Origin of the sequence: Haliscomenobacter sp. (assembly GCF_041740695.1) — a bacterium.
Taxonomy (GTDB): Bacteria; Bacteroidota; Bacteroidia; order Chitinophagales; family Saprospiraceae; genus Haliscomenobacter.
This window is the reverse complement of the sequence record NZ_JBGSLK010000096.1, coordinates 22,309-41,985: the sequence shown is the minus strand read 5'-3', so window position 1 is coordinate 41,985 and position 19,677 is coordinate 22,309. Positions and strand designations below refer to the sequence as shown.

General features: G+C 47.6%; 17 protein-coding genes. 13 read left to right on the top strand and 4 right to left on the bottom strand.

The window, feature by feature from the left end:
• Window position 1: 1 nt before the first annotated feature.
• From ACEW9O_RS19305 to ACEW9O_RS19295, 3 genes are read left to right on the top strand one after another with little or no spacing between them, the layout of a single operon-like run.
• Window positions 2–535 (top strand): hypothetical protein, encoded by a 534-nt coding sequence (locus ACEW9O_RS19305; protein WP_373551833.1) that lies wholly within the window; start codon window positions 2–4, stop codon window positions 533–535.
• 2 nt (window positions 536–537) lie between these two features.
• Complete coding sequence (locus ACEW9O_RS19300) at window positions 538–1,884, top strand: TlpA disulfide reductase family protein (RefSeq protein WP_373551832.1); 1,347 nt, start codon at window positions 538–540, stop codon at window positions 1,882–1,884.
• A 60-nt stretch (window positions 1,885–1,944) separates the two neighbouring features.
• Window positions 1,945–4,860, top strand: coding sequence for an SDR family NAD(P)-dependent oxidoreductase (locus ACEW9O_RS19295; RefSeq protein ID WP_373551831.1), 2,916 nt, complete (start codon window positions 1,945–1,947; stop codon window positions 4,858–4,860).
• A 90-nt stretch (window positions 4,861–4,950) separates the two neighbouring features.
• Here ACEW9O_RS19295 and ACEW9O_RS19290 read toward each other — a convergent pair whose 3' ends face one another.
• On the bottom strand, window positions 4,951–6,408 hold the full coding sequence (locus ACEW9O_RS19290; RefSeq protein ID WP_373551830.1) for a MauE/DoxX family redox-associated membrane protein: 1,458 nt from the start codon (window positions 6,406–6,408) through the stop codon (window positions 4,951–4,953).
• A 106-nt stretch (window positions 6,409–6,514) separates the two neighbouring features.
• A complete protein-coding gene (locus ACEW9O_RS19285; protein WP_373551829.1) occupies window positions 6,515–7,081 on the bottom strand; it encodes a DUF1599 domain-containing protein in 567 nt (188 codons plus the stop codon).
• Between the two features lie 344 nt (window positions 7,082–7,425).
• On the opposite strand from ACEW9O_RS19285, the gene ACEW9O_RS19280 reads away from it, so the two are divergent.
• Window positions 7,426–8,073 (top strand): YigZ family protein, encoded by a 648-nt coding sequence (locus ACEW9O_RS19280; protein ID WP_373551828.1) that lies wholly within the window; start codon window positions 7,426–7,428, stop codon window positions 8,071–8,073.
• Window positions 8,073–9,734: a choice-of-anchor B family protein gene (locus tag ACEW9O_RS19275; RefSeq protein ID WP_373551827.1), complete on the top strand. Its 1,662-nt coding sequence runs from the start codon at window positions 8,073–8,075 to the stop codon at window positions 9,732–9,734. The genes ACEW9O_RS19280 and ACEW9O_RS19275 overlap by 1 nt, the downstream gene beginning before the upstream one ends.
• Window positions 9,735–9,851: 117 nt before the next feature.
• On the opposite strand, the gene ACEW9O_RS19270 is transcribed toward ACEW9O_RS19275, so the two are convergent.
• Window positions 9,852–11,777 carry a carboxypeptidase regulatory-like domain-containing protein gene (locus tag ACEW9O_RS19270; RefSeq protein WP_373551826.1) on the bottom strand — a complete coding sequence of 642 codons (1,926 nt, stop codon included), beginning with the start codon at window positions 11,775–11,777 and terminating at the stop codon, window positions 9,852–9,854.
• 298 nt (window positions 11,778–12,075) lie between these two features.
• Between ACEW9O_RS19270 and ACEW9O_RS19265 the strand changes: the two genes are divergently transcribed.
• From ACEW9O_RS19265 to ACEW9O_RS19230, 8 genes are all read left to right on the top strand, one after another.
• Window positions 12,076–12,606: an RNA polymerase sigma factor gene (locus tag ACEW9O_RS19265; RefSeq protein WP_373551825.1), complete on the top strand. Its 531-nt coding sequence runs from the start codon at window positions 12,076–12,078 to the stop codon at window positions 12,604–12,606.
• Window positions 12,607–12,608: 2 nt separating this feature from the next.
• On the top strand, window positions 12,609–13,220 hold the full coding sequence (locus ACEW9O_RS19260; protein ID WP_373551824.1) for a hypothetical protein: 612 nt from the start codon (window positions 12,609–12,611) through the stop codon (window positions 13,218–13,220).
• Window positions 13,221–13,250: 30 nt separating this feature from the next.
• Window positions 13,251–14,150: a DUF4097 family beta strand repeat-containing protein gene (locus ACEW9O_RS19255; protein WP_373551823.1), complete on the top strand. Its 900-nt coding sequence runs from the start codon at window positions 13,251–13,253 to the stop codon at window positions 14,148–14,150.
• Between the two features lie 49 nt (window positions 14,151–14,199).
• Window positions 14,200–14,898 (top strand): DUF1080 domain-containing protein, encoded by a 699-nt coding sequence (locus ACEW9O_RS19250; RefSeq protein WP_373551822.1) that lies wholly within the window; start codon window positions 14,200–14,202, stop codon window positions 14,896–14,898.
• A 75-nt stretch (window positions 14,899–14,973) separates the two neighbouring features.
• Window positions 14,974–16,161, top strand: a complete 1,188-nt coding sequence (locus ACEW9O_RS19245; RefSeq protein WP_373551821.1) for a nitric oxide synthase oxygenase — start codon at window positions 14,974–14,976, stop codon at window positions 16,159–16,161.
• Window positions 16,162–16,222: 61 nt separating this feature from the next.
• Window positions 16,223–17,020 carry a shikimate dehydrogenase gene (locus ACEW9O_RS19240; protein ID WP_373551820.1) on the top strand — a complete coding sequence of 266 codons (798 nt, stop codon included), beginning with the start codon at window positions 16,223–16,225 and terminating at the stop codon, window positions 17,018–17,020.
• A gap of 5 nt (window positions 17,021–17,025) precedes the next feature.
• Window positions 17,026–18,243, top strand: a complete 1,218-nt coding sequence (locus ACEW9O_RS19235; RefSeq protein ID WP_373551819.1) for a proline dehydrogenase family protein — start codon at window positions 17,026–17,028, stop codon at window positions 18,241–18,243.
• 16 nt (window positions 18,244–18,259) lie between these two features.
• The gene (locus ACEW9O_RS19230) at window positions 18,260–18,715 is read left to right on the top strand and encodes a 3-oxoacyl-ACP synthase (protein ID WP_373551818.1); all 456 of its coding nucleotides are present in this window, start codon (window positions 18,260–18,262) and stop codon (window positions 18,713–18,715) included.
• Window positions 18,716–18,774: 59 nt separating this feature from the next.
• Here ACEW9O_RS19230 and rbsK read toward each other — a convergent pair whose 3' ends face one another.
• Entirely contained in the window at window positions 18,775–19,671 is an 897-nt protein-coding gene (gene rbsK, locus ACEW9O_RS19225; protein WP_373551817.1) for a ribokinase, read from the bottom strand.
• Between the last annotated feature and the right edge of the window lie 6 nt (window positions 19,672–19,677).

Genomic DNA, 19,677 nt, shown 5'->3' with positions numbered 1-19,677 from the left:
CATGTCAGAGCAAACGCTACTGGGAGTCGGTTCCCGTGTAAAACACCCTGCTTACGGCGATGGGGTGGTGATTCGTCTACACGCCGTGGCCTACGACATTTGTTTCAGCCTTTATGGCATCAAACTGGTGGGCAAAGATTACGAGAAAATGGAAATTGTGGAAGCCATTCCCGCCGAAGATGCAGTGAGTTTCAGCGCCGCTGAAAAATCGCTGATCAAAATCCTGCGTACCTACCTCGAAGGCATGGAAGAAGTAGCCATTGGCGACCGTTGGGAAGGGGGCACCCTGATCCTGCAACCCGCCGACAAAAGCCTCAAAGCCAAGGAGCTTCCCATTGAAGATTTTTTCCACAAAATCGTGATGACCCGCGACCGCCTGCGCGTACTCGAACAACGCATCAACGGCAATGCTCAACTCAGCGACGCCGAAAAAGTCAACCTGCAGCAGTACATCACTAAAATTTACGGCAGTTTGACAACTTTCAACGTCCTTTTTCGGTATAAAGAGCATTACTTTACTGGAGAAAAAAGTTAACAATGAAAATCGCCCATACCGTTCTGTATTTGCTGGTAGTTTTTGGATTGAATTCCTGTTTTTTTTCGGCAGAAAATCCCTACACGGGTTTGCCCCCTGGCGTTTGGCGGGCGGTGCTTAAACTGGAAAACAACCCCATTAACCCTAACCCCCGCGGCGAACCCCTACCCGATAAGGTCAATTTAAAATTTGAAGAAGTCAGCAATGGGGAATTGCCTTTTCTCTTTGAAGTAAAATACGTTACACCCGATAGTTTTTACATCGAAATCATCAATGGTGAGGAGCGGATTGTGGTGGATGACATCCAGATCGGGCGCGACAAAAGCCAGGCCAAGGACACCATCCTGATCAACTTCCCGGTCTTCGATTCCTATATTAAAGGATATTTTTTGGAAAATGCCATTGATGGCCAGTGGGTGGTGCGCAACAAGGAGAATTACAGCATCCCCTTTGTAGCCCGACACGGACGCGATTACCGCTTCACCAATTTGCGCAAAGAACCCGTAATGGATGTAAGTGGGCGTTGGGAAACCACCTTTGAAATTGGCACTCCTGATGAATACAAGGGCATTGGGGAGTTCAAACAAAATGGCAATCACCTGACCGGCACCTTCCTGACTGAAACGGGCGATTACCGTTTTTTGGAAGGCACCGTACAAGCCAATAAACTTTACCTTTCCTGCTTCGACGGTACCCATGCTTTTTTGTTTGAGGGCAAAATTGATCCCAAAGACAGCAGCATGATTGGCTCTTTCCGCTCCGGGCATTTGTACCAAACCAGCTGGGAAGCCAAGTTCAACCCCAAGGCCAAACTGGCCGATGCCAATAGCCTGACTTACCTCAAATCCGGTTACGACCGTTTTGATTTTTCCTTTGAAAATCCAGATGGCAAAAAAGTCAGCCTTAGAGATGCCCGGTACAAAAACAAGGTCAAAATCATCCAGTTGATGGGCACCTGGTGCCCCAATTGTCGCGACGAAACCGCGTTTTTGGTGGAATACCTCAAGGAACATTCCGATCAGGACGTCGAGGTGATTGCCCTGGGCTTTGAACGTTACAAAGACAAAGAAAAGGCCATGGGTGCCCTGCGCACGTACAAGCAACATTTCAAAATGGACTATGAATTGCTCCTGGCCGGAAACTCCAATAAAGCCGAAGCCTCCCAGGTTTTGCCCATGCTCAATGCTGTTTTGGCCTTTCCAACGATGATCGTGGTTGACCAAAATGATCGGGTGCAACTCATTCATACGGGCTTTGCAGGACCAGCCACCAGCGAATACAGGCAATTTAAAACGGAATTTAGCCGTTTCATATCGCAACTTTTGACCAATAAATCCGTACAGCAATAGTAAACGGAACATTTACTGTCTATTTTTAAAACCAAACAACCTAGAAACCGAAAGAAAACCATGGCAACTAAAAAAATAGCACTAGCCTATTGTATCGACAACCTTCCGGTTGCAGAATCGCTTTATAAGGCACTGAGCCAAACTTCTTATAGCGTAAGCCACTATTACTGCAAAAAAAATGTGGATGAGGCCACCCTGGCTGAACAACTACGCGACTTTGATGGCACCATTCTGCTGCTCATCAGCGACAATTTCCTGCGCTCTGAACATTGTATGAATCGCGCCCTGCAATTGGTACAACAAAAAACGGGTAGCATCCTTCCCCTGGTCATTGATGGCCGCACTAAGGATGATGCCACGGGGCAATGGGTCAGCACTCCCACCAAGTTTGAACGGATTGGCGACATCATTCCCTATATCAATTATTGGCAAAACAAATACCTTGATCTGCGCAGCCAAAAGCGCAAGTTTGAAGCTGAAAATGAGGCTGACAAACGGGATGAATTGAACGAAAACCTGCGCGTCCTCCGCCAGGTTTCCAGTGAGGCCAGTGAATTTCTGCGCGTACTGCGCAACATGCGCTACTACCAATTCAGCGATTTTATTGAAAACCATCTCCGTGCTTTCTTTGAATTTGTGGACGATGCGGCTGAGTGGTCTACTTTTAAAGCCAATGTACCCAACTTGAATTTTCAAGCAGATGCGTCGGCAGAGGTGGAAACTGAAACAGAAACAATCAGCGTAGAAGCACCAGCTGAACCCTCGACTATCGATACGCCCATTGCTGAATTATTCCAAGAACCAGAAATAGAGGGCACCCCAGAGGAGCCTGTTGTTCCTGTGGAAGAACCCGTCGAAGCGGTAGAAAGCAGCCATGAGCCCGCCGAAACCCAGGAAGAATGGTCGGGTGCCGAACTGGCCGAAAACCTGGAAGACCTCGGCGTAGTCATTGCGGAACACACAGCGATTGCCAATGAAGAAATTCCGCTGGAAATCCCTGCACTTGAACCAGAAATAGAAGTCAGCGCTGAAGCAAGCCTTGACGAAGTGGCTGAACCTGAAACCGCCGAAATTGCTGACACCCAAACCGATGCTCCGTTGGATGCTCCTGATGCTCAGGCAAATGAAGAGGTAGCGATTGAAGCCTCCAGTTCTGAAGAAGAAGAGGACGAACATGATGATGATGATGATGATGATGATGCCGACGAGGATGAGGACGATGAAGAGGAAGAAAGCAGCGATAAAGTAAGTGACCTCATTCGTGAGGCCCGCGGTTTGGTTGCTTCCGGCCAAGTTGAACCAGGCATCAATTACATGAAACAAGCCATCAAAATCTACCCAGGCAGTGCTGAATTGCACTACTTCTATGGGTTGATTTTGGCACAAAATACCCGCGATCTCAACGGGGCGCTCGAACAACTGGCACTGGCCACCGAAATTGACCCCGATCACGAAGCCGCCTTTTTCCTATTGGGCGAATTGGCCGAACTCCAGGGCGATTTCAACGCGGCCCGCAAACACTACGAGCGGCTGATCGACATCAACGACGATTTTACGGATGTGTACTATCGCTTAGGCACTGTACTACAAGCCGACTTCCCAGAAGAGGTGGAGTACGCGGCGAAATGTTTCAAAAAAGCCGCCAAACGCAATCCTGGCAATGCCGACGCCCATTACCAATATGCCTCTATCCTGGCTGATGTGATGGGAAAAACCGCCAAAGCCGAGGAATATTTCCTCAAAACCCTGGCCATTCAAAGCAAACATCCTTTTGCCAATTATGACCTGGCGCTGATATACCACACTGCAGGTGATGCCGCCAAAGCGTTGGAATACTACGAAGCAGCCATCACGAACAATCCAGAGTTACAAACGCCAGAAAATGAAATTGCCTTCCGGGGTTTGAGCACTCCCGCTGAGCCAGTAGAAGAGGAAAGCAACGAAGAGGTTTCTACCACAATTGAAGAACCAACTGTTGAGGAAGAGCCAATTTCTGTGGAAGAACCTAAAGCGGTAGAAGAAATTGCTGCAGTAGCCGAAGAACTCAGCATTCCGGCACTTTCCCCCCTGCTTTCCATCGAGCACGATACCATCGAGGCCCTGAAACAAAACATCATGCGCCTGGAAGAATTGCTGAAAGCCAAGGCAGCTCAGGTGGAAGCAGCGGCGGTTGAAGCAGCACCAATCGAAGAAGAGCCTGTTGAAAAAGCGCCCGCGAAAACAGCCCTGATTACTGGAGCCACTTCGGGAATTGGTCTGGCTACTGCACGCACCTTTGCCCAAGCTGGATGGCGTTTGATCATTACCGGACGCCGGGAAGATCGTTTGGAAGTGATCAAACAGGAGTTGATTGAGGCTGGCACTGAAGTGCTGGGGCTGGTCTTTGATGTGCGCAACTACAGCAGTGTAGCCGAAAACATCCAGAACTTGCCTGAAGAATGGCGCAGCATTGACCTGTTGGTCAACAACGCGGGTAAAGCGAAAGGTTTGTCCGAAATTCAGGAAGGCTCACTGGAGCATTGGGAAGAAATGATCGACACCAACATCAAAGGTTTGTTGTACCTCACCCGTTGCGTTAGCCCGCTGATGGTTGCACAACACAGCGGCCATATCATCAACATTGGTTCCATTGCAGGCAAAGAACCGTACCCAATGGGAAATGTCTATTGCGCATCGAAAGCAGCAGTCGACATGTTGACCCGGACCATGCGCCTGGATTTGCACAAATACAACATTCGGGTGAGTCAAATTGCCCCGGGTCACGTGGAAGAAACGGAGTTTGCACTGGTGCGTTTTGATGGCGATGCAGATCGAGCCAAAATTTACAACGATTTCCAACCGCTGACTTCGCAGGATGTGGCCAATACTATTTTTTACATGGCTACCCAGCCAGGCCACGTCAATATCCAGGATGTGGTGATTTATGGGACACAACAGGCGAGTGCGACGGTAATTGATCGTTCGGGGCGGCCGTAGTAGGGGCAACCCTGTGTGGTTGTCCCTACGGTGATTATGCCTGTAAAATTATGTGGTTGCCCGCTGTAGGGCAACCACATAGGGTTGCCCCTACTTCATGTACTTCGTCTTCACCTCTTCGAAGCTAGGGAATTTCCGAATGTGCCAATCTTCTACAATCGTTCCATCTTTAAACAACAGCACCCCAGGATTCGAACGAATAATTGTCTTCAACAAAATATCATCCGCACGGAGTACCAGGAAGTTAAAGCCCGTTTTTTCTTTAAACGCATCGATCATCACCGGGTCATAAGGGCTGGTGATGGCATACACCATCGCGCCATCCTCTTTGGCCTTGGTCATTTCTGCGACCAGTTTTTTCCACTTGGCCAAATACTCCTCATCCCAGGTATACAACTTTTTGGTGATGGTGCGCGTAGCGATGGAATCGACCACTTTGGTAGAATCGGGTCCCATTTTGTAAATGGTATCCTGTATCGTTTCCGTTTTGGTGCCTGACTCCTCACCGTAAAGTTTGTACGCAACCACCATAAAGTGGTAACCCTTGATGCCTTTCCAGTCTTCAGTTACACTGCTGCCATCGGGGCCAGTCAAGTCAAAATCGTTGATTTTGGTGATCGGAATAGCTGGCTCGGATTTGACCTGATCAAATTCGTATTTCTCACCAGGATATTTGTCCAACTCTTTGAGGAATTGATCATACGGTACTTCGATGACCTGTTTGGTCTTTTTATCGGTCAGGCGGTAAGCCAGGATTTTCACTTCTTGCAAAGCCTTTTCCTCCGCTTCTTTTTGTTTCACCACATCTACACCTGGTTTGAATGGGCGGAAGTTGATGGCGGGGATGTCCCAAATGTAGTTATTGAAGCAGTATAGCGTAAGACCAGCCACCGTGGCTACATTCAAAATGCTGCGCGTCGGCATCGTAAACAACTGGTGCATCTTGCGGAAACCCACAATAAAAATGATTGCTGGGATCATCAATAAGAGGTCTTTTAAGAAAGAAACTTTGGGTTTCAATTTCAAAAAGTCGCCAAAACAACCACAGTCGGTTACCTGCATGTTGGTTTCTACAAATTCGCCCCACTTGCTAAAGGCAAAGAAATTGTCTTCGGGGGATACAAAACCAGATAAATAGGTAAACCCGGTCAGGAAAGTGAAGAACAGCACCAGCAGGAAAAAGGCCCAAGCCGTAAAACGACGACTAGAACCAATGATCAACATGACGCCCAACAGGATTTCAAAAACGATCATAAACACCGAAAAACCATTGACGTACTTGGTCAACAATGGAAACATGGGTGCCACAAAAGAAAACCAGGTGCCTTCAAAGGTGCTTTCAAATTTGGCAAAATACTGCTCCATCTTGTAGGCAGTACCCAGTGGGTCGATGGCTTTGACAAAGCCGGAGAACACAAAAAGCACCCCACAAAAGTGTTGCAAAAAGCTCACTAAAAGGTTATTTACCTTTTTCAATACAAATTGGGTGATCCCAGTAAACAGCGCCGCTACAATGGCGACGTAAAGGACGAGGGTAAAAATGGTCATGTTTGTTAAGTTGAGCAGGTTGAGAAGGTTTAGGAAGGTTTAGGAAGGTTTAGATCGGCACTTCGACTTCGCTCAGCGAACAGCTCAGTGACCGTTCTCAACCTTCCTAAACCTTCTCAACCTCCTCAACTTTTTTAATCAATGCAAATACCGCATAATTCACAATATCCTGATAATTGGCATCCAAACCTTCCGAAATCAAGGTTTGACCCTCGTTTTCTTCGATTTGTTTGATGCGCAACAACTTCATCAGGATCATATCCGTAAAAGAACTCATGCGCATGTCGCGCCAGGCCTCTCCGTAATCGTGGTTTTTGAGCGCCAATAGGTCCCGAATGATTTGGGTTTGTTCGTCGTACAAGGTTTCCACTTTTTGGATTTCCAGTTCCAAACCGACTTCTTCGTTCAGCCCAGCATTTTTATTCAGTTCCAGTTGAATCAGCGCCATGATGGCGTAATTGATGATGCCCTGGTATTCAGAATCAATGGAATCGGCAATTTTTTGGGTTTTGGTCTCCTCCAGATTGCGAATACGTTTGGCCTTGATGTACAGTTGATCCGTTAGCGAGGTAGGGCGCAAAATCCGCCACGCGGTGCCATAATCCCGCGTTTTTTTCAAAAAAATCTCCTTACATTTCGCCATTACGGCATCGTACTGTGCTAAGGTCTTCATTGTACTTGGTGTATGTTTCCGGCACAAAAGTAAACAAATGCAGTAAATTGAAACCATCGATCTGCTCAGTAGTGGGGCAAAAATAAGCGTTCATTTTTTCTGAGCCAAAGAACCAGATAAGACACTTAAAGTGAACCGTTTACTTATCTAATTCTTTGTCAAAATGAAACACTTGTTTTTTATAGCCCTTTGCTGTATCCGGGAATCGACGTTTAGTTGACACGAATAGTACCGCTTTGGGTAAACACTGATCCCCGGTTTGTGCGTTACAAAGATCAACAGCAACTTGGAGAATGCCTGTTAATGGCTTGTGAATATTTGACAACGAGTTACGAGTATGTGAAATGAGTGATGAGTATTTGACGATTAAGGAGGCGAGTGTAGGTGAATTCAGGGATCGAGGCAGTAAATTTATTGCCTACGCCTTTCCAATATCCTCGGAACAAGACTGGCCACCACACCTGGAGGCCCTCCGCAAGGAACATCCCAAGGCCACACATCATTGTTTTGCCTTTCGGCTGGGTTTGGACAAAAACAATTACCGAGCCAATGATGACGGTGAACCCAGTGGTACCGCTGGTCGACCTATCTTAGGCCAAATCGACAGTTTTGGCCTGACCAATGTGTTCATCGTAGTAGTTCGTTATTTTGGCGGCACCTTGCTGGGCACCTCAGGGCTCATCAATGCCTATCGACTCTGCGCTGCAGACGCCCTCGAAAAAGCCGAAATCATTGAAAAAACGGTGGAAGATTTTTACCGCATCACTTTTGATTATGCCATCATGAGTGATGTGATGAATGCCATCAAAAAACTGGGTCTTCCGATGCTGGAGCAAGATTTTGGTGATTTAGGCAAAGTCACCATCGCCATTCCCAAAAGTGAGGTAGCAGATGCCCTCTTTAAACTCAAAGCCTGGGTAGCAGGAATGCGCCTGGAAGAAGCCCTAAACCTGGAAAAAGTGCCAGGTTTGGACATTGAACAAATAAAATAATGATGATGAAATACCCGCTGTACAACTTTTTAACTCCTTTTATTTTCAGTTTTGGAGCAATGATTTTGGTTTCAAATCAAAGTTTAGCCCAATCCCAACAACCTAATTTCAATCTGGAGCTTCAGGCCAATGTCAATGAATACCCAACGGATCTCTATAGTGCCATCTGGGGGCATGTGGATGGACAGGGTCGTGAGTATGCAGTTATTGGTACCCGCATTGGCACGGCCATTTATTTGCTGGAAGACCCCAAAAAGCCACGAAAAGTAGCCTTCATTCCTGGTTCCCGTAGCATTTGGCGCGAAATGAAATCTTACAAAGATTACGTATACGTCACCATCGACAACGTACCTGACGGATTGTTAATCATCAACATGAAAAACGCCCCAGACAACATTACCTGGAACCTCATCAAACCCCAGGCGCCGATTGATCCCCTCATGCCAGGGCTCGTCGAACGTTGCCATACCATTTGGATTGATGAAAATGGGGTAATGTACCTCTCTGGTTGCAATGTCAACCGGGGTGCCGTGGTAATGTACGACCTCAAGGCCAACCCGGAGTCGCCAAAATACCTGGGCGCACTCAAGACGGGCTATTCCCACGACAACTTTGCCCGGGGAGATACCGTCTGGAGTTCAGATATTTACGATGGCAAGGTGAGTATTGTAGATGCCAAAAACAAAGCCAATCCGGTGCTTTTGAACAGCATTACCACCACCTCTCGCTTCACCCACAACAGTTGGTTATCCGATAATGGCAAGTACTTGTTCACCACCGATGAACGCCTCAATGCCAGCATTGACGCATACGATGTGAGCGACCTTAACAACATCGAATTGCTGGACGTATTCACTGCAGCAGCTACACGCGGGCGCGGAGTCGTTCCGCACAATACCCATTACTTGAAAGGATTTTTACCAACCGCCTATTATACCGATGGGGTAAAAATAGTGGATGCCAGCCGCCCGACTAACCTGGTCGAAGTTGGTAGTTACGATACCTATCCTGGGCCTGATGGTGGATTCGCCGGGGTTTGGGGCATCTATCCTTATTTCCCCAGTGGCTTGTTGATTGCTTCGGATATTCAAACTGGTTTGTGGGTGTTCAAACCCAATTACCAAAAAGCCTGCTTTTTGGAAGGTCTGATCACCGACGCCCGCACCAACAACCCGGTAACTGAGGTGGAAGTACAAATATTAGCCCCACAAGTAAATCTTGAACGTTCCAAAACTTCTGGAGAATATGCTACAGGTATTGCCCAAAGTGGCACCTACCGGGTAGTATATTACAAGGAAGGTTACCAACCCGATACCCTATCTGTCATTTTTGTCAACGGTAAAGTAACTATTCAAAATGTAAAGTTGCGCCCAGATGGCTTTACCACTGGCCTTCACGACTTCAAACAATTGCCCTTACAACTGAGTGCCAGCCCCAATCCATTTTTTCAGTCTCTACGCCTGAATTACAATTGGCAAAATCAAGGGCATGCGGCAGTACTACAGGTATACAATTCCCTTGGCAAGGTCGTTGAAAAGTATCAACTCCTACCGGGTAGTGGCCAAATCCAAATTGGAGAAAACCTGCCCAAAGGTCATTATTGGGTGCAAGTGCAAAGTGCGGAGGGAAGTAGTAAGACGGTGAGTGTGGTGAAACAATAGAGTGAAGAGTGAAGAGTGAAGAGTGAAGAGTGAAGAGTGAAGAGTGAAGAGTTGAAAAAAATATACCAAACGGTGGAATCCAAATGGTGTACTTGCTTTTCACTTTTCACTCTTCACTCAATACGTTCCATCCACATTCCCATTGATGTCCCCAAATTTGATGCCGATGATGTCAAAAGTGGTGTTTTTATTACTCAAGGCGGGAATGGTATAAATGCCGGAGGCAAGTCCCTTGAAGGGGTCGTTTGCATCCACAAAATTCTTTGTGGCGGGCACAAAAAGCCAGATTGGAGAGGAGAACTTGTTGTCCAGGTTCAAAATCACTTTGCGCATTTGAATCAAGTCCAAGGTGCTGATGGAGCCGGAGTTGTTGACATCGGCTGCAATCATTTGATAGGCATTGGGTAGGGTTTCTAAATTTAAAATGTGTTTTTGCACCCGAATCATATCCAGGGTAGACAATCCATTGTCGTACTCATCAGCTTTGCCTGCACCAATTTCATAGGTTTCTCCCATCGGAATATTATCCACTGAAAAATTGCCCAAATCATCGGTCAAAGTAGTAATGGTCACTCCACTGGAGCCCAATATTTGAACCCGCGCATTGGCAATCGCAATGCCCTTTTCAGTTTTTACGGTGCCACTGATAGTACCCCCCCCTTTAACCGGATTTTCGATACCATCCAGCGTATCCGGGGCCAGGTCTGAGGGATCCAACCAATCTTTCAAACGAGCATTGGCCTGATCTGATCCATCCCAGGATACGAACAAACGACCAAAATAACCGATCGGCTGATCACAGGTGTCTTTCCCACCGTGCAACTGGCCCACTACCCTTTTTTTCTCATTCAGCAGTCCACTCCCCGAAGATCCAACTTTAAAAGCCCCTTTGTCAATGTCCATACGCAAATGGAAATTGGCCGGAGTATTGACATTGTTGTTCCACTGTATAGCCGTAGGGTTCACGATGAGTGGCCCTTTATCGATCGAGATTTTTTTGATGTCACCTTGTGGATGATGAATGAACGCTGCGGAGCTAGGGGCTTCCCGTTGGCGATCCCAACCCAAAAAATAAGCTTTGAAGGATTGTGGAATACTATTGGACAATTCGAGCAAAAGGAAATCGCTCATTTGCCGCCCGGCCAGCAATTTTGCCCCCAATAAGGTTTGCCATTGTGGTTCTTTGCTAGGGTTGTCACAAGTTTTGCTTTCGTAATTGAAATCAAAGCGCCATAGGTCGTAAAGTGGGGTATATCCATCCTGACAGTGAAAAGCGGTCAGCAACAAGGGGCGACCATCCTGCTTGGTATTGTTCATCAGGTTACCGGTACAAACCCCGGTTCCTTCCTTGACAATCACCACAATGCGACAAACGCCACGTTTCTCGGTCGCATAATCAGTACCTTCTTCGCAGTTGACGTTGACATTGCAAGGTGCCGAAGATCCGAAACCCAACTCAATGCTCAGTTTTCCAGAAACGTCAAAATTGGCTGCTTCCAGATTGTCCTGATGGTAAGCATGATCTACTCGAAACAGGTGCAAGCGCCCCTGGCCTTTGAACTCTGGCGGTTCGATGTATTCCAATTGCGCCGATTCTCCGCGCACCAAACCAATGAGGAATTTACCATTCGCCTGATTGTCCAGCCCATTGTAGGTTTGCATCAATTGCCCATCGGCATGGTAAACGTGGAGCAGCGCTCCAGGCGGGATAAAAAACTCGTCAAAAAGCAACATCAAACCCAGTGCTGATTTGGACTGTACTTTCATGCGCCATACGCTGGCACCATCGGAGGCGCTTTCCCAAGTGCCTGCATTTTCCAAACCCAAATCAATGGATAAGGGCGCTGCGAAGCGATTGCCCGGTTTGAGGCGATCTTCTTTCAGCGTTTTGTTGAGCGAGAAGCGTGGTAATTTTTCCGTAGTAATGTTTGCCCAACGGGCACTCATGGGGGCATTGTTCAAGCGCTCTTGAGCGGATAGTGCGGTCGTCGTCATTATCAACGCCAGCGCGCTGAACCATACTGCCAAAACCTTGCGTTGCATAGCGATAAAATTAAGTAAACCCTGTAAACTCTTTTCTAAAGGTTTTCCATCATGACTTGTGTGCAGGTCCTAACGCAGTGTAGTGAATTTTGTACAGTAAAGGTAGTTAAATATACAGCTTGTACAAAATTTATTGCGGGACAGGAAAAGGGGAAATTTGGGAAGGAAGATGGCAAATAAACGTATAGATTGAAGCCGCAGTATCAAAGCCAAGCAAATCTCGCTATTTTTAGCCCCAGATACAACCATCATTCCATCGATCGACTCTTTAATCACAAAACAAAAGGATACCGAGCCGATGCCCTACACAATCAGTATGACGGAAGCCGACCTCATTCAAGGATGCCTGGAGCAGAATCGCCTGGCGCAGAAAACACTGTACGAGCGTTACAAAAACGCGATGTACACTGTGGCCTATCGCGTAACAGGGGATTATGATCTCGCAGAAGATGTACTTCAGGACGCCTTCATTAAGGTATTTCGGCACCTCAGTGGGTTCCGTCAAGAATCAACCTTGGGGGCCTGGATCAAAACCATTGTGGTACGCACCGCCTTGAGTAAGATCAAAAAAGAGCAGCACACTGCCTCACTGGATCAAGTCCCACCCGACATCAGCATCAGTTGGAGCCATCGCCTGGATGCCGAATACCTTGAAAAAGCCATTTTGGCTCTGCCTACTGGTTATCGTACCGTGTTCGTCCTCATCGAAGTAGAAGGTTATGGCCACCAGGATGTTGCCGATTTGTTGGGCATCACCGTGGGTACCTCCAAGTCACAATTGTTTTATGCCAAAAAACGCCTGCGGGAAACCCTGGGTAAACCCGAATAACGATGGAACATTTGAATGAAAAAAACCTAAAAGACGCTTTGCGGCAATTGCCCCAACACCGGGCACCAGAATTCGTCTGGGACCGCATTGAGCAACACCTCGAGCAGGATGGGTACCTTCATCAGGCCATCGCGGAGTTGCCTACTTATACTGCTCCCGATGCCATCTGGGGGCGCATTGAGGCTGAATTGGCACGCGGTGGTAAAATCCGCCGTTTGTCTACCTGGAGCTGGAGTGTAGCAGCAGGAGTGGCCATAGTGGTCACTGCGGCTTTGGGACTTTATCAATGGAATCAAACCCGTGGCCAAGTCAGCTACGCCTACAGTGAAGAAAAAGTTGCTCCGATCAATTCTCCCCGCGACTGGGATGACGCCGAGGCAGATGTACAAGAGGTGCAAACCCTCTTTGCTAACTTCTGCAAGTACCAGGCTCAAAACGAGGAGGATTGTGCGCTAGAGAACGAGCTCAAAGAACTCAACGCCGCTAAAACTGAACTCAAGGACGTAATGGCACGGTATGGCGAAGACCCGGATTTGATCCGCGAACTCAGCGAGCTGGAGCAGGATCGCAGCCGGGTGGTCAAAGCCATGGTCGAAAAAATTCAAACCTCCTAAACCGTTAAGTAACGAGTAAATATGCAGTTCATGAAATTCCGTATTTTTCTGAGTCTTGGCTTCTGGAGCATTTTACATTTGGTGATGGCTCAAAGTAGCGCTGCCCTGCAAGTGGTTACCAAACGCATCGACAAAAGTTTCAGTTACCGCGATGGTTACTCCCTGAATATAGAGGGTGAACGGGCCGAAGTACGCGTTGAAACCTGGAGCAAACCCGAAATCAAGGTCCAAATCGAGCTCAGTGCCAAACACAGCAAAAAAGAACAGGCCGAAAAAGACCTGGAAAAAATGCGCTACATCACCAACAAGGAAAAGAATAAAATTTACCTCCGCAATTACCTCGATGTACCCGAAGGCAGCCCTGAGCCCCAATCACAGATGAAGGCTGTTTACATCATCATGATGCCGGAGGATTGCCCCATTTACATCAAAAACAACTACGGGCTGATTGATGCCAAAGACCTGATGAGCAGTTTAAAGCTGAATACCCGCTTCAGTCGCATTGGTCTGGAAAACATCATCGGCGACATCGACATCAATACATCTTTTGGAGATCTTTTTGCCGACAATCTGGACGGCAACATCAAAGTTGTTTCGCGCCGTTCCGACATCACCCTCAAACACATGCGTGGCCGTTACGACATCAATGCTCAATATGGCATCCTCAACTTTTTCGCAACCGATCAACTCCTCGATTTCAATCTAAAAGCAGACAAATCAAACGTGTTTATCCATACCCTCCAACCTGGTGCCTTTTCATATAACCTTAGCGTACAAAATGGGCGGGTTGACTACCCCAACGATCTGAAATTCAAACTCTTGGATATGAAGGATACGGGCATTAAAAAGATCACCTTTAAACCCAACAAGGAATATTATCCCAATGTCACCATCAGTATTACGTTTGGAGATTTGTTCATTGGCAAGTAAAGTGCTACTTTTCACCTGAGAATAGCTAGCTTAACTTGTACAACGCATTATGAAACCTTTCATCATCATTGCCCTGGCCTGTGGTTTGTTTTGTTGCAAATCGGCCAACACCTCCAATTCAAAGGCTCGAAGCCTGTTCAACGGTAAAGACCTCAGTGGTTGGCACGTCGATGTGCCTGACATGGACAAGGATCCTAACCTAAAAAGCCCCTTTCTGATGCGCAATGGACTGTTGGTGAGTATGGGTACTCCGGGTGGGCACCTCATTACCGATGCCATTCATCAAAATTATCGACTGGAGATAGAATACCGCTTTGCTGGCAAACCCGGCAACTGCGGCGCGCTTGTGCATGCTTCTACCCCACGCGCTTTGTACAGCATGTTTCCCAAATCCATCGAAGTGCAAATGATGCACCAAAATGCTGGCGACTTCTGGTGCATTGTGGAAGACATCAGCGTGCCCGAAATGGAAAAAAGACGTGGGCCCAAAGAAAAATGGGGCATCACTGAAGGCAAAGAACGGCGCATTGTGAACCTCACCGATGGTTCCGAAAAACCCCTGGGTGAATGGAACAGCATGACCATCGAATGCCTGAATGCCGAAGTAAAAGTATGGCTGAATGGGGATTTGGTCAATCATGGCTCCAACGCCACTGCTACCAAAGGGCAAATTGCGCTCCAGGCTGAAGGTTCCGAAGTAGAATTTCGCAAAGTCATGTTGACACCAATTCGCAAAATTTCCAAATAATCCAGGTTGGTTTGGTAAACAATCTACGCTACAGCGTCGTTGTGCAAAGCTATTGAACCAAGTAGCTGAAGAACAATGGTAGAATACCCGGACAACCTGTGGGCAAAAGCGCAAAGCTTTTACCGTGATTATTACCTTGAAAAAGGCCTGGGTGATCCTGGGTTTCGCCTCGCACAAATCAAAGCTGAAATTGACAGTAAGGGAACTTATTGGCAAACAACAATCGAACTGGAATACGGAGCCAAAATGGCCTGGCGCAACAGCAATCGCTGCATTGGCCGCCTCTTTTGGAAATCTCTGAAAGTGCGTGACTTACGGCACCTCAATGATGAACAGGACATTTTCGAAGCCATTGTAGAACACCTGCACCTGGCTAGTAATCAGGGCAAAATTCGGCCTTACATCAGTATTTTCAGAGCGGAGCTACTACTCCCAGGGAAGTCCATCCGCTTGTGGAATTCTAAAATCGTCCATTATGCAGGTTATGAGCAAAACGGACAAGTAGTAGGTGATCCTGCCGAAATTGAATTCACCAAAATCTGTCAGGAGTTGGGTTGGCAAGGGCAGGGCAGCGCCTTTGATGTCTTGCCTTTGGTGATCCAAGTGAATGAACAAAGTCCCAAATTATTTGAAATTCCTCGCAACGCCGTTCTTGAAGTCGCACTTACCCATCCCGAATATGCCTGGTTTGCCCAACTAGGCCTAAAATGGTACGCCGTGCCGCTCATAGCCGACATGGTACTGGAAATTGGGGGCCTCCACTACACCTGCGCGCCCTTCAACGGTTGGTACATGCTGACTGAAATAGCCTCTCGCAATCTCGGGGATACCCACCGGTATAATCTGCTTCCTATTATTGCAGAAAAGCTAAAGCTGGATATCCGTTCCAATCAGCAGTTATGGAAAGACCGGGCCATGTTGGAGTTAAACCTCGCCGTTTTACATTCCTTCAAAAGCGCTGGGGTCAGTTTGGTTGATCACCATACTGCGGCGGAACAATTCATTCGTTTTACAGAGCATGAAGAACAGGAAGGGCGAACCGTCCAAGCGGATTGGGCATGGATTGTCCCACCAATGTCAGGTTCAAGCATGACCGTCTTTCACCAGGAATGGGACAATGAGGTATTGACGCCCAATTATTTTTACAATACGCCAGTCTGGAAAACTGCGGCCAAAGCGGAAATCTCCAGCAAAACCTGTCCTTTTCACATTAAAAGCCAAAAACAAATTGCTGATCAAACTAGAGAGTTGGAACTCAGCTAATTTCACCTAAAATTGCTTATTTCCAAAAAAGCCTTACCTTTAGCGCGTATTCCAAACAAATATGCACTGGCAACCTGATCCAAATCTCCGCAGCATTAAGAAGCTGTATGGCTTAATTGGTTATCCACTGAGTCATTCTTTTTCCCGCAAGTATTTTTCTGAAAAATTTGTCCGGGAGGGCATTTCTGACTCCCAATATGAGTTATTTCCCATCGAGCGCATCGAACGTTTGCCGGAGTTACTGGCCGCATTCCCCAACCTGCAAGGCCTGAACGTCACCATCCCTTACAAGCAACAAATCATTCCTTTTTTAGATTCTTTGGATGAGAGCGCAGCGGCAGTGGGGGCTGTAAACGTTATTAAGTTTTCCGGTACTCAACTCATCGGTTATAACTCGGATGTTTTTGGTTTTGAATCTTCACTGTTGTCTTTTTTGCAGGAAAATCGTTCAGCACCAACGCATGCCTTGATTTTGGGAACCGGTGGTGCGGCCAAAGCAGTTGTTTTTGTCCTGCAAAAGTTAAATATACCTTATTCCATCGCTTCCCGCCAACCGCAGGATGGGCAAGTGAGTTATGAAGAAGTGTATGCCCACATTGAGCGTTTTCCGCTCATCATCAATACAACCCCACTCGGGATGGCCCCAAAAGTGGAGAGCTGCCCGGATTTGCCCTACGATCAACTAAATCAAGGACACTTATTGTACGATTTGGTGTACAATCCTGAAACGACTGAATTTATGCAACGTGGACTGGCCCGAGGCCTTCCGGTGAAAAATGGACTGGAAATGCTCTATGGTCAGGCCGAAAAAGCTTGGGAAATATGGAAAACTCCAGCGGACCAACCCGCAAATCAATAGACCAAATGCCAAATTTCATAAAAGATATGCTCAACCTAACCAAGGACTTACAATTGGATTTCTCCAATACTGAAATTGCCTTTGCCGACCGTACTGACAAAGAATTGAATAAAACAGCCTGGTTATTCGGCATGATGAACAAACAATGGCTGGTAGGAATTGGCTCCAAAATTGGACTGGCCGCCATCAAACTCCACCTGCCATTTGTAACGGGTGCCATCAAAAACACCATCTTTGAACAGTTTTGTGGAGGCACTACCCTACTCGAAGTACAAAAAACCATCGACCGCCTCAAACGCTCCAACATCAAGTCTATCCTGGACTACGGTGCCGAAGCCAAAGAGGAAGAAGCTGAACTGAATCATAGCATGAACGAAAACCTGCGCAGCATCGAATTTTCAGCTACGCAGGATGCCGTGCCCATCATCAGTGTCAAAGTCAGTGGTTTGGGCCGTTTTGAACTCCTGGAGAGCATTCAGGCTGGAGTCGCTTTTACGGACGAAACCAAAGCCGAGTACAAAAGTATCCTCCGTCGTTTGGACGCAATCTGCCACGCTGCTTCCAGCAAAGGAATGGCAGTATTTGTTGATGCTGAAGAGTCCTGGATTCAAGAAACCATTGATCATTTGGCGGAAATGATGATGAAGCGTTACAATAGCGAACGGGTTGTGGTATACACCACTTGCCAAATGTACCGCCACGATCGTTTGCAATATTTGTACGACCTAGCCGAGCGGGCGCTAAATGAAGGTTACCTTTTGGGCGTTAAACTCGTCAGAGGTGCCTACATGGAGAAAGAACGGGAACGTGCCGAAGAAATGGGCTACGCCTCCCCTATTCATCCTACCAAAGAAGCAAGCGATGACGCTTACAATACCGCCTTGCGCTTTTGCATCGAGCACTACGATCGGATTGCGTCTTGCAACGCTTCCCACAATGCGGAGAGCGCCTATTTGCAAGCACAATTAATCGTAGAACGTGGCATTCCCCGCAATCACCCCAATTTGTACTTTTGCCAACTGTACGGCATGAGCGACAACCTGACCTTCAACCTGGCCGCTGCTGGTTTTAACGCTGCTAAATACGTGGTGTACGGTTCTGTGCGCGAGGTGGTTCCCTACCTGATCCGTCGGGCTCAGGAAAATAGCTCGGTAACGGGTGACATGAGCCGCGAGTATCGCCTGGTGGCAGATGAGATCAAACGACGGGGACTGAAGATGTAATTGCACCATGCTAGGTATGTCCACATTCAAAATAACCTTGCATCAAGCCTGCCTGGCGCGCATTGATCAAAGCATTGCTGCCGCCACACAGGCTATGGAAGACGCCCAAAACTCTGCCAATCAGGAAACCAAAAGCAGTGTTGGTGATAAATACGAAACGGGGCGGGCCATGATGCAATTGGAAAAAGACAAATTTGCCCAACAATTGGCTCAATCGCAGGAACTGCGCTTGCAATTGGAGCAATTGAATCCTTCAAATGGTTACTCCAGCAGCATTCAGCTCGGATCTTTATTGCGCAGCAATGAAGGCTATTACTACCTGGCGGTAAGTTTGGGTAAAATCATGCACGAGGGCAAAGCGGTGTACGTTTTGTCTGCCGCCGCTCCACTAGGACAAGTTCTATTGGGAAAAAAAGTTGGCGACAAAATTCAATTTCAAGGACGTAGAATTGAAATATTAGAGCTTTGGTAATGCCATAACTAAGGTGTTTCTTCAGTGTTTTAGGTTTCTTAGGTGGTGAAAAAAAATGATCAAAGCTCCTCCCTAAAAGGTGCCGACGCCTGCGCCCCCATCCGCGTCACCGCAATCGCCCCTGCCCTGCAAGCCATATCGATGGCCTGGGGCCAGTCCATCCCTTCAGCCAAGGCAACGGCAAGGGCACCATTAAACACGTCGCCAGCGGCGGTAGTATCCACGGCCTGTACCTTTAGCGCAGGGATTTTAAACTGCTGGCTGGCATTGTGAAAATAGGCCCCTTTTGCCCCCAGGGTAATGATGACGTTGGCTACTCCCTTTTGCAACAATGCTTCAGCGACCTGTGGTAGCGCATCATCATTGTCCAAGGCAATCCCAGTCAATAGGCTGGCTTCGGTTTCATTGGGGGTAATCAAAAAGAGTAATGGATACAACTCGGCGGGTAAATCCTGGGCGGGAGCTGGATTGAGCACAAATTTCTTTTGCAGTGCGTGAGCCTTTTGAGCCGCATGCAGCAGGGTATCCAGGGGTGTTTCCAATTGCATCAACACCAAATCCGCCTCCGCAAAAGCTGCGTCATCACGATCTAGATCACCAGGATTCAGGGCGGCATTGGCACCGGGAGCTACCACAATTTCGTTTTCGCCAGTAGCATCCACCGTAATGAGGGCTACACCGGAGGCCAGTTTGGGGTCGCTCATGATGTAGGCAATATTGATGCCTTCGTGGGCAAAGCCCTCAATGGCTTGTTGGCCAAAAATATCCTGGCCCACTTTGGCGATAAAATCCACCTGGCCACCCATCCGGGCTGCCGCTACCGCCTGATTGGCCCCTTTGCCACCTGGAAAGAGGAAAAATTCCCCCCCGATGATGGTTTCGCCGGGTTGAGGGAAACGACTGGTTTTGACCACCATGTCGGTGTTCGAACTGCCAATAACGAGTATTTTGGGCATCTGATT